Origin of the sequence: Bacillus safensis FO-36b (genome assembly GCF_000691165.1) — a bacterium.
In the GTDB taxonomy this organism is placed as follows: Bacteria; Bacillota; Bacilli; order Bacillales; family Bacillaceae; genus Bacillus; species Bacillus safensis.
Genome location: NZ_ASJD01000011.1, coordinates 65178 through 76443, shown reverse-complemented (window position 1 = coordinate 76443; position 11266 = coordinate 65178). Strand labels below are relative to the sequence as shown.

General features: G+C 41.2%; 7 protein-coding genes and 1 riboswitch. All 7 genes read right to left on the bottom strand.

Going from position 1 to position 11266, the window contains the following annotated elements; translation table 11 throughout:
- Window positions 1-209: 209 nt before the first annotated feature.
- The 7 genes from BA81_RS16840 to BA81_RS16810 all read right to left on the bottom strand — a co-directional run bounded on the left by BA81_RS16840 (window position 210) and on the right by BA81_RS16810 (window position 11121).
- Window positions 210-1931: a pyruvate oxidase gene (locus BA81_RS16840; RefSeq protein WP_034283856.1), complete on the bottom strand. Its 1722-nt coding sequence runs from the start codon at window positions 1929-1931 to the stop codon at window positions 210-212.
- Window positions 1932-1998: 67 nt separating this feature from the next.
- Window positions 1999-3825, bottom strand: a complete 1827-nt coding sequence (locus BA81_RS16835; RefSeq protein WP_034283853.1) for an APC family permease — start codon at window positions 3823-3825, stop codon at window positions 1999-2001.
- A 112-nt stretch (window positions 3826-3937) separates the two neighbouring features.
- Window positions 3938-4082: riboswitch (cyclic di-AMP (ydaO/yuaA leader) on the bottom strand.
- Window positions 4083-4151: 69 nt separating this feature from the next.
- Window positions 4152-6239 carry a cellulose biosynthesis cyclic di-GMP-binding regulatory protein BcsB gene (locus BA81_RS16830; RefSeq protein ID WP_051627372.1) on the bottom strand — a complete coding sequence of 696 codons (2088 nt, stop codon included), beginning with the start codon at window positions 6237-6239 and terminating at the stop codon, window positions 4152-4154.
- A 4-nt stretch (window positions 6240-6243) separates the two neighbouring features.
- Window positions 6244-7467, bottom strand: coding sequence for a glycosyltransferase family 2 protein (locus BA81_RS16825; RefSeq protein WP_175579069.1), 1224 nt, complete (start codon window positions 7465-7467; stop codon window positions 6244-6246).
- A gap of 37 nt (window positions 7468-7504) precedes the next feature.
- Entirely contained in the window at window positions 7505-9217 is a 1713-nt protein-coding gene (locus BA81_RS16820) for a DUF2334 domain-containing protein (RefSeq protein WP_034283852.1), read from the bottom strand.
- Window positions 9207-10058 carry a diguanylate cyclase domain-containing protein gene (locus BA81_RS16815; RefSeq protein WP_034283850.1) on the bottom strand — a complete coding sequence of 284 codons (852 nt, stop codon included), beginning with the start codon at window positions 10056-10058 and terminating at the stop codon, window positions 9207-9209. The genes BA81_RS16820 and BA81_RS16815 overlap by 11 nt, the downstream gene beginning before the upstream one ends.
- Window positions 10039-11121: a glycosyl hydrolase family 8 gene (locus BA81_RS16810; RefSeq protein WP_034283849.1), complete on the bottom strand. Its 1083-nt coding sequence runs from the start codon at window positions 11119-11121 to the stop codon at window positions 10039-10041. Before BA81_RS16810 ends, BA81_RS16815 begins: the two co-directional genes overlap by 20 nt.
- Window positions 11122-11266: the final 145 nt, after the last annotated feature.

The window sequence follows — 11266 nt, the reverse complement described above, 5'->3', positions numbered from 1 at the left end:
TCAAGTATCTTGCCCAGAAGAAGTCACTCCCCCCATTATTGATCATAAAGTCTATTTTACCTTTCTCAGCGAATTGGAAAAATAGGCTTTAAGTTACAAAAATAATTTCCATATATTTTTAGAGGAAATAAAACAAGTGATAATTGAAATGTTTTTTCCTTTCATTAAAAAAAGTCAGTCCTCTTTTGAGAGGACCGACTACATTTTGTTTAGAAAAAGCGTTTTAAACTTTTCTTGAGTGGAGGGATATCCAGCTCGCCTTTTTCGAAGAATTTTTTCAGTAAGTATTTACTAAAACCAGCTGCTTGTGTGTACGTAATTTTCCCAGGTAACGGCGGTTCATTGGTGACAGCAACATCAATAATGACGGGTTTATCTGATTGAAGGGCTGCACTAAAAGCTGGAGCTAGTTCTTCATGTGATGACACGGAGATTCCTTTGCCGCCGCATGCTTCTGCGAACTTAGCAAAATCAATATCTTCCAGCTCTATACCATAATTGATGTTTCCTTTTACCTGTTGTTCATATTCGATCATTCCAAGGTTGTTGTTGTTTAAGATCACAACAACGATCGGCAGTTTATATTTTACCGCTGTCACAAAGTCTTGCATGACCATTGTGAAGCCACCATCGCCGCAGACAGCAACCGCTTGACGATTCGGTTCATTTAACTTAGCAGAGATCGCTCCAGGCAAACCACAGCCCATTGTGGCAAGCCAGCTGGAGATGATGAAATCCTGCTGTTTCATTTCAAAATGGCGTGCCATCCATACGGTCACATTCCCTACATCAACAGAAAGAATGGCGTCGTCTTCAACTGCTTCTTCTAGTCTAGCAATGACTTGCTGCGGTTTAAGCGGTGATGTGGCAACGGATTTTTCCTTATCCATTTCTTCCCGCCATTTCATCATATGCTCTGTACAAGCTTCAAGGAAACCACGCTGCTCTTTATATTCAATGTAGGAGGTCAGTTCCTGCAAACCACTCTTGCTGTCACTCACGATTCCTACGTCTACTGGATATCTTTTACCGATTTGATCTGGTTTAATATCCAGTTGAATGGCAGGTGTGTCCTCTGGTAAGTAGTCTCTATATGGAAAAGAAGTTCCAAGCATAATTAAGAGGTCACACTCTTCCATTGCTTCATAAGCTGGCTTCGTTCCAATTTGACCTAGGTTTCCTAAAAAGTATGGATGCCTGTCTGGCACAACCCCTTTTGCAGGAAGTGTGATGACGATAGGTGCAGCAGCCTTTTCTGCAAATGAAAGAAGCTCTTCTTTTGCATTTCGTAATCCTTTACCTGCTAAGATGACCGGCTTCTTCGCATTGTTAATTAGCTGTGCTGCCTTTAGCAGTTGATCTTTCTTTGGCCGTACCTCTCCCTCAACATAAAGAGGAGATGTATAAACTGGCTTACGCTTAATTTTTTGAGAAAATAAGTCATCTGATACGGTGAGAACAGCCACCCCTTTATGGGTATAAGCTGCTTTAATGGCTTGATTCAATAAATCAGGCAGAGCTTCTGCTGTTTGTACCTGCTGATTAAAGACAGCGACGTCGTCAAACATCCGCTCTAATTTGATTTCTTGGAATGTGTCTCTTCCTACTTCATTCGACGCAACCTGCCCTGCAATTGCTAAAACGGGTGCGCCATCTGCTTTTGCATCGTATAGTCCATTTAATAAGTGGACAGCACCCGGTCCAGCGATGGATAAGCAGACACCGAGCTTACCTGTTAGTTTGGCATCAGCCGCCGCTGAGAGTGCCGCCACTTCTTCATGTCTCGTTTGTATAAATTGTATTTGGCTTGATTCATGCCTAAGCTCTTCAATCAATTCGTTTATGCTGTCGCCGGGCATTCCATAAATATGTTTTACGCCCCACTCTTCCAGTAGCGCTGTTACTTCTTTTCCTGCGGTTCTTTGCGGCATGTGAGAAAACTCCTTTTTTCTTACTCCATACCACCGCACCCTTTTGATCAAACGTTTCAACTTGCTGCTACTTTTTAAAATGATATGGAAGGGTGGCGACCACAATATCCCGTTTCCATAATAGACGGAACCTTAATAAAAAGGCAGATTGGTTATGCAAGATCGTATGCCATCTTTTTTTCGGGATAAATTGAGGCACGAGCACCATCACTTTATATTGATGCGCATTTGCTTTTGCCTCAACCGTTTCAAGAAATTTATCAAGCGGATGAATAAGACTTCGATAAGACGAATGCAATATCACAAGCCGCACACCGCTGTTCAGTTTTTCCCAATCCGCTTCAATTTTCTTATCTTTTTCTTTATCAAATGATACATGAACTGCTATGACTTGATCTGATAAGGATTTTGCATATTGAACAGATTGCTCGACGACACGTGTTACACCGGCAATTGGCACGATGACCACATTTCCTTTAATCTCAACAGGCTCTGTTTCATTCATTAAACGCAGTTGTTCTCCAACAGACAGATAATGTTTTTTAATGGAATGAAAGATCAATAGCACAATAGGCATGAAAACAAATACTGGCCATACAAGATGGAACTTGGTCAAAATGAGAATCATGAGAACGGTGAAAGAAATCAGTGCTCCGACTATATTGATAGGCATTTTCGTTTTCCAGCCCTGCGGTTTTTCACGAATCCACTTCACACACATACCGGTCTGTGACAACGTAAATGGAATAAATACACCGACAGCATATAGCGGAATGAGGTGTTCCGTTTTCCCATCAAACAACCAAATGAGCAGCATAGAAGCTACACCTAAAAAGATAATGCCATTAGAATAACCGAGTCGATCCCCTCTTACAGTAAACATGCGCGGCATATATTTATCCTTTGCTAAGTTGACCGCCAATAAAGGAAAGGCGGAAAAGCCTGTGTTTGCCGCTAATATCAAGATTAAAGCTGTGACAGCTTGAATGACATAATAGAAAAATGTACGTCCAAATGTATCTGATGCAATTTGTGATACAACCGTTTCTTCTGGCTTTGGTGAGATGCCAAAACCAAACGCAAGCAATGTCACACCCACAAATAAAACAGCTAGTAATCCACCCATCATCAATAATGTTCTCGCTGCATTTTGTGCAGCTGGTTTTTTAAAGGATGGAATGGTATTTGAAATGGCTTCTACCCCAGTCAGTGCTGAACAGCCAGATGAAAATGCTTTTAATAAAAGAAACAATGTAATGCCAGGTACATGCGTGCCTATCGCTGTATGCTCAGGCGCTGGAGGAACGCCTCCTGTTAATAATTTAAAACCGCCGACTCCAATTAATATAAGGAGTGATATGACAAACAAGTACACGGGATAAGCCAAAATAGATGCCGATTCTGTCAATCCACGAAGGTTAAGCACCATGATCAAAATGACCAATACAATTGAAATCAGCACATGATATGGATATAGTGCCGGAAAAGCCGATGTGACGGCATCGGTACCCGCTGATATGCTCACTGCTACAGTCAAAATATAATCTACAAGCAATGATCCGCCTGCGACCAGTCCTGGTTTTTCACCTAAGTTTCTGCTAGAGACGACATAGGCTCCGCCGCCTTCTGGATAAGCATAAATAATCTGGCGGTAAGATAGAATTAACGCCATTAAAAGAATTAATACACAACCTGCAATCGGGAGTGAGTACCAAAATGCTGCTGCACTAACGACTGAAAGAACTATCAAGATTTGTTCTGTACCGTATGCAACGGATGACAATGCGTCTGATGACAATAATGCCAACGCTTTGATTTTTGATAGTTTTTGTTCTCCTGCTGCCTGTGATTTTAATGGTTTCCCAATTAAAATACGCTTCATCAAACTGTACATGTGATGCCCGCTCCTTTAGTGTCAAACGATTTAAGTTACAAAAGATGGATCGCCAAAAAGACACAGAGGCAATAGAATGCCCCTGCGTCTATTGTTTAGATCACAGGTTGGTCTTTGCTCTCTTTAACGCTTACGAGGTTAGCTGACGGATTCGGGCGCATGAGACTTTGCCCTACCTAAAAAGGATTCACCCCACGTGGTGTCCTGCACCACCAATGGTTCCCCCGCTCATCGAAATGATTCAGCGATTGGTCTTTTATAAAAGAGATCATACTCCCGTTTAACACCAAAGTAAAGACATTTTTTCAAGGTCTTTTGATCGTTTATCAATCAGTCTTTTTGCGGTTTTTTCGCACGAAATAAATAATCATCACGACCACAAAAATAATCAGTGCAGCGATACATGCAAAGTAAATCCAAGAATCATTGATGCCTTGCTTTTCATTTTTTGGGAGATCATTTGTTGTGCTGCTGACCGTTTGATGATTAGAGAACATGTCTTTGTTTTTGCTCTCGATTGCAACTGTTGCCGTTTCCGTATTTGTTTGCAGGAAATGAATCACTTCATGTGAAAGATCAACGTCAGCTGCATTCATTCCGGAAAAGACGGTCATTGTTTGTTCTTTATTCCATACAGATGGCTGCGTCCATACAATACGAGCAGTCGTTTCGTTGATCATGCCAAAGGAGGATACATCATACTGATCCTTTTTCACTGGAACGATGAGATCGTCTGCCTTTTCTTTTAAAAGAGAGAACGTTTGAATGCCCCCGATGAAAATGAGAGAGTGATCTTTCAATTGATCATTTGTCACATTTGAAGCTTTGATCAAATGATATTGGGCAGCTTCCGGCTGACTAAATGATTCTGTCAGCATCGCCATTTGATTGATCGTTTCTTGCTTGATTTGATCTGGCATGATGATCAATGTTTTTCCTTGCTGCGTTTTTGATGTGAAAGGAAGCGGCCATGCGGCTAAATCCGGTGTATCACTAGTCGTACCTTCTGGTATTTGAAGAGAGCTGTTCTTATCAATGTAAATCCAGCCTTCTTCATCCGTATGTCTGCAGGCTTCCATGTTTTTAAAGCCTGTAGTAACAAATTGCAAATCAATATATTCGTTCTTTTGGAGTATTTGTGAATCTACTAGAATTGACACATGATAGAATCCATTCTCATCTTTGTTTCCTAGTTTTGTTAACGGTACGTCGTGCGGTTCGTTATTGATCATGACTGTTAAGCGTTCCGCTTTGTTCGCTGTATCAGATTTTTTAAATGATAGATTTAGTTTAGCTCCTGATTTTTGATGAGCGATCAATGCCTTTGGATAATAGTAATGATCAGATGCCGTCTTTTGGGTTCCAACCGTGACATCATCACCACCAAAATCTTTTAAACGAATTTGATGAGATGGTTTTGATGTTTTAACAGTAACCTTTTGAAGGAGTAAATCTGTCCCAGTGAGCTGACCTGTCAGTTCTGGTTGAGTCAGGACATTGATTTTTTCAGCAATTGTTTTTGGCTGTTCAGCAGTGACAAATAAAATGGGCTGTTCTTTTTTCTTTCCTGTCAAGGTTCTCACCGCTAACGTGAGCTGATCGCTTGCTGTTTTCATTTTCGCAGCTTGCTCGATCGATTTCACTCGTCCATCCCAGTTTCCTTTTGCTCCCACAGCAATGGTTGGATGAGCGATTTGCTTGAGGTCCTTTTCTTGGACGAGTTTGAGGTCTGCTTGGCGGTCTTTGTTTTTCAACGTCCGGTATACTTTCATAGCCGCTTCTAATTCAGCTGCTTCCGGTGAATTTGGAATCACAATATCTGTTTGTTCTTTCTGATCACCTGTTTGAATGAAAAATGAAGGGAAGCTGTCTAACGTCACGTCTTTCGTTTGAGTTCCTTTGAAATCCAGCTCACTTTCAGGATATACTTTCAGCCAATTGGCAGGTGTCTCTTGGTTGATACACACACCTTCTTTTAACACGCCATAAAATGTGAGCTGAATTTGATGAGAACCTTTTTTCAATTGCGCTTTGTTCAATTTGATTTGAATTGATTTCTTTTGATTTTTCCCTGATACGGGAATGGTCTTTTCAATCTCTCCATCAATCATGACTGTGAACGAAGATGGCGAAATAAGTAATGGTGAAGCCTCTATATTTAATGTAAGGGTGCTAGACTCAACTTTTCCTCTCTCTATTTGATAGGAAAATTCAGTGCGGTCTTCTTGTCCATACAAGGTTACTACATCTTCTGATAATGCTTGCGTTTCCGTTTGACTTCCTTTAGATGAGCGAATCCAGTCATCTTTCACTTGTACTCGATTTGATTGCGCCATTGCTTGACCCGCCATGAAAAAAGGCTGAATGGCAAGGGATATCATCAATATAAAAATCATCCATTTTACCGATTTCAATTTGTCACCCGCTTTTCTTTTGTTGTTGATCGTAACGCTCAGTTTTGTACCATTTCACTTCTTGTTTGAATAAACGGCTCTTTGCCTCTACACATAAGGAGTACACGACTAGCGCAATCCATACTTGAGAATAAGTGAAGTACATGAGCGCCACAATGAGTATATTTTGTTTGGTAAGCTCTGTTTTCTCAATACTTAGTGTAATCATCACTTCTGTTAGAAAGAGGAAGAAGGCCAATCCCCACAGGATCAGTGCAACAGCCCCTACAGATAAGTGAAGGTCAACAAATAGGTTCACGATAAAGATGCCATTTGAGAGCAGGACACCGAAGAAAAATAAGAAATACGTAAAGAAGAAATAAAACAAATCAAAAATCATTCGTTTTCGTTTCAGCTTCATAAACTGTTTCAAAAATTTGAGGACAACATATTGATTGCCTCGAGCCCAGCGCGTTCTTTGCCGCCACCAGACCTTCCATGTCTCAGGCTCTTGTTCCCATGTAATCGCAGCTGGGAAAAATCGAATGACATAGCCAAGGTTATAGACACGGATCGTTAATTCGGTGTCTTCAGCCAACGCATGAACATCCCAGCCGCCAAGCTCTTCTAAAATGTGCCGGCGGATGGCGAAGTTGGTGCCCGGTATTGTCGCAATGCCAAACCACTTCCATCTTCCGCCTTGCGCCATCCATTGAAAGCAGATGGTCTCAATATTAATAAATTTGGTCAGCAGATTTTTGGCTGCATTGATGACCCTGAATTTCCCGACAACAGCGCCTGCCTTTGGGTCATTCAATAAACCAAGAACCAAATGATAGACGGCCTTTTGTTCAGGCATGTTATCTGCATCGTATACGCAGATGACTTCTCCTGTTGAAGCCTTTAAGCCTTCATTCAGTGCAGTTGATTTTCCCTTTCCTGCAAATGGCGGTTTCGTTTCAATCATATGGACATGATCATATTGCTCACTGAATGACTGCACGATGTCCCCTGTGCCATCGGAGGAATTGTCATTAATCACAATGATTTCAAGGAGATGTTTAGGATAGGATAGCTGGACCATTGCTTTTAGCGTTTGCCGAATGACAACTTCTTCATTATGAGCAGGAATCAGAATGCTGACGGTCGGCAGTTCTTTCCCTTGTTTCGTCCATTCAGGCAGCACTTTTTCGTAGGTCAGGTAGTGCTGAAAGCCGCCCTGCATGAGAAACATGTGGTATAGGAGCATAATCCAAATCAGTATTAATGAAAGATAAAATAAGACATCAGCCACCTAATTTTCTCTCCTTAAAAATACGTTTTTTCATTGTCAGTCTTAAATACAATGTGTAAAAAGCAAATGCCGCAATAAACAGCATCACCACGACGGTGAGAATTCGCAGCATATTTTCCATGCCGCTTCGTTTAACTGTTGTGGTTTCCGCTCTATTGGATTGTTCTACATGAATATGTCCATCCCCTGATGTTTTGATCTGTACATGTGGTGTTTGGACTGTCTGTTTTGTTTTCTTTAAATCCAGCCATTCACTAGAAGGAATTGCATCCATCTGCGTCATCAGATTCTGCAATCCAGTTATTCCGGATTCCACATCATAGGACAGCCCGATTGCGGCTGATTGAAGATGCTGGATGGATTGAATCTTTTGTTCTGTTAAAATATTTGAACCTTCTTCGTCAGACGCTGGCTCTACTGATTGCTGAGGATATAAAGTCATGCCATGAAGCATGTCGGGTTTCGTCACGAGCGGCGGAGCACCGGCTGTTTTCCAAGTATGATCCGACAGCTGTACCTGTCCAAACAGACTGGACACATGCCTTGATATCACTTCGTAGCCTTGTTGAGATATGGCATCATGCGGCACCTCGAATGCCAGTGGATAGAGACCTTGCTGCGCAAGAAACTCAATGCCTTTTGTCAGTTTTTCTTCTGTATAGATGGTTTCTTGCTGCTGATTCGATCTCGTATAAGTATGGAAGTCTTTTTCATTCGAAAAATGGCTTTCACTTTGCTTCTTCTCAGCTTTTTTAGGGTCATTTGACGTAATGGACTGATCATTCTTTGCATCCCAGAACTCAAAGTCCTGACCAGAATCCTCCGTGCGATACGTACGGCTAAATCCATGGAGAATGATGCTGGCTCCATCGCTTTGCAATTGTTTTAACACTTTTACAAGCTTCGGGCGGTCACTCAGTGTCACTTCATCGCCTGTTGTTCGATCCACCCAAACAGGGGTTACCGCTATTAGAAACGGAATATGCTGAGTGGATACGTATTGTCCAAGCTCAAGCAGCTTCTTTTCGTCAGTGACAGGACTGATGTTCCCAAGCCTTAAGTATTTTGTGGTCAGCTGATTAGAAGAAGGAAGGCGTTTTTCTAGCACTTCTGCTAGAAGCTCGCTGTGCTGCACGACATTTAGGATTCCAATATAGGCGGCACCTTCCTTTGTTTGAATCACAAATGGAAGATCAGCTTTATGTTTTTTCAATAGAAATTCCCTTTGCAAGTCTGCCCCTTGAACCGTTAACGCACTGATCCTTTTCTCTAGCTGACGGTATGCTTTATCATCTGTATATTTGATTTGACTCGTGTGATCTTGTTTGTGAAAAATAAGTGCGGAAAATGAGCGCAGCTGTTCCGCATTGTATCCAATGGCTATGATCTTCTGTGCTTCGTTCATTACACGAATGGTCTGTTTTGGTAAGGTTCTCTTTATTTCTCCTAGATAGATGACTTGCTGAAATTCGCTGATCTTCTTTTCAGCCAGATGTTCATCAGATACAATCGTCGTCTGTTTGGAAAAATGTCCGGCGAGTAGATCCAGCATATGCACTGCTGGAGTCGCTTCTCCTGATTCTGTTGAATAAACGATCAGGGTATCTGGCTTGGCAAGAGCGTCGGCTGAAGCCATGTATTGAAACGAAAGAATCAAAAAGAGAGCAATCACTAAACAGCATTTCATCAAAGAATTAAAGTTCATTCATCATCATCTCTTTTTCTAGTTCTTCTAAAAATTGTTCTGGCGTGCGATAATCCGAACTGCTTGTTAAATGACAGACATGAAATGTCAAGGTGACTTCACGGCCGTTTAACAGCACATGCTTTTTCAATTTATCCTTTAGCTTCTCAAGGACGACAGAGACATTTTCTTCTGGTGTGTGAGTAAGCAGCAGGCCTATTCGTTCTTCAGATAATCGAAATTTCTTATCGGTTTCTCTGACACTTTCGCGAATCTTGTTACTTAATTGCTGAAATAGGTGCTGCATTTCTTTTTCTCCATATAACGATTTGAATTCTGCTGCATAATGAATGTGAAGAAGGATAAAAACGAATGGCTGTTTGTAGCGTTCTGCCCGTTTCATTTCCTCAGACAATTCCAGCCTCATCCGTTCTGCATTGTCAAATCCAGTGGTCGAATCAATCGCCACAAATTGTTTCATCGCCTGCTTTTGTTGTTCAATGGTTTGCCGCATCGTCTTAATCCGCTCATGCAAGCTTCCTGCTGAAATCGCGAAAAAGAGGAGGGCTGCGCCCCAAATCACCACATCTTGCAATGTTTGATTGGTAAAGAAGGGGTTTGTGTGGCCAAGCTCTGTAAAGAACATAGCACTTCCTATAAAGAACAACATCAGCAAGGTAAAAATTAATGCTGGTAAGATGCCAAATAAAATCCCGCATCCTAACACGACAAAAGTCAGTGTGATCATCAAAAAGCTCTCTGCATCATGTACGCCAAGGTAGCCCATAAACAAAATAAGACCTGCAAACGTGAGGAGCAGAGAATAATATAAACGATACGTATTACTGAATAACCGATTCATTAAAAAGCTCCCTTTCTGCAATGAGAGGCAATAAATTGTCAAATGAGTGTGTGTCTTTTTCGTTCATGTACCCTCCATAATAATCCTTGAGAGGATCTTGAATTTGTAATTCTTTCATGCGGTCATACACCTCTTTTGCGAATTCCGGTTCGTTTCGTTTAAGAGCATACAAGATGACCAGCGCATATACAGAAGGCGATTCATACGTCACTGCTGGCTGCAATGTGCTCAGTTTATATCTACCGTACAATTTTCCTTCTTTTGTAAAAGTCGTTTTAAGCCATTTCATGATCGCGGACGTATTCACCTTTGCACGATCGGCATGTAGAGCCGTATAGAGTTGATCAATCATATTGATTTCTCGATCAAATGAATAGGCTTTTTTCTTTATGTCATAGGATTTAGGAAAGAATCCTTTTTTTCTCGGTGCTTGTTTTAGAATGGCCAATTGGTTACTCGTCATTTGTTTCGTGAATATTTTGAGGGATTCCAATTCTTTGATTGCTTTTGGGTCTAAATATGAGAGTGTGATTGTGTGTGAAGTTCGATTTGTTGATGCATCATAATAATCGGACAAGATGCCTCTATACATATTTTTGTCTTTTAACGCTTGTGCGATTTCTTTTGCTGTTGTTTGATATGCTGCATTCTTCCATAAACGATCTGCCTTTTGAAGTGCCGCCACTACCCGTAAATCATCAACCAAGGCATTGGCTTTACTTTTTTGATCAGATTCGATTTGCCAGCTGAGAAGATGATGGTCTAGTAAAAATTCATCTTGCAGGACACCCAATTGTTGGTCAAACGAATTTTGGTCTTTTTTTCGAACAAGATAATCCATCCAAAGCCCCAGCGATTCGGATAAGTAGATGTGCTGCTCTGCAAATGAAGTGCGGATCAAGCCTTGATCTGTCATGAGGTGATGAGTAATAAAATATTCTCCAGGCAATACTGGCTGTGGTGATACTGGATAAGCTGATTCCGTCTGCTGCTTCCAGGTACATCCACCTAGTAGAATGACAATGAGTAAAACAATACCTATGCGATGTATGGGTGTATCCATTCGTGTCCCCTTTCAACTCCCGTTCTCTTAGCATTCCAACGATTTATTATAGATTGTTTCTGTTTAAATTTAAATAAATATTTTATACCAAATTACGAGTCTTTTCGCATAGACATTCCCATTTTCAGAAAAACAATATGTCGAT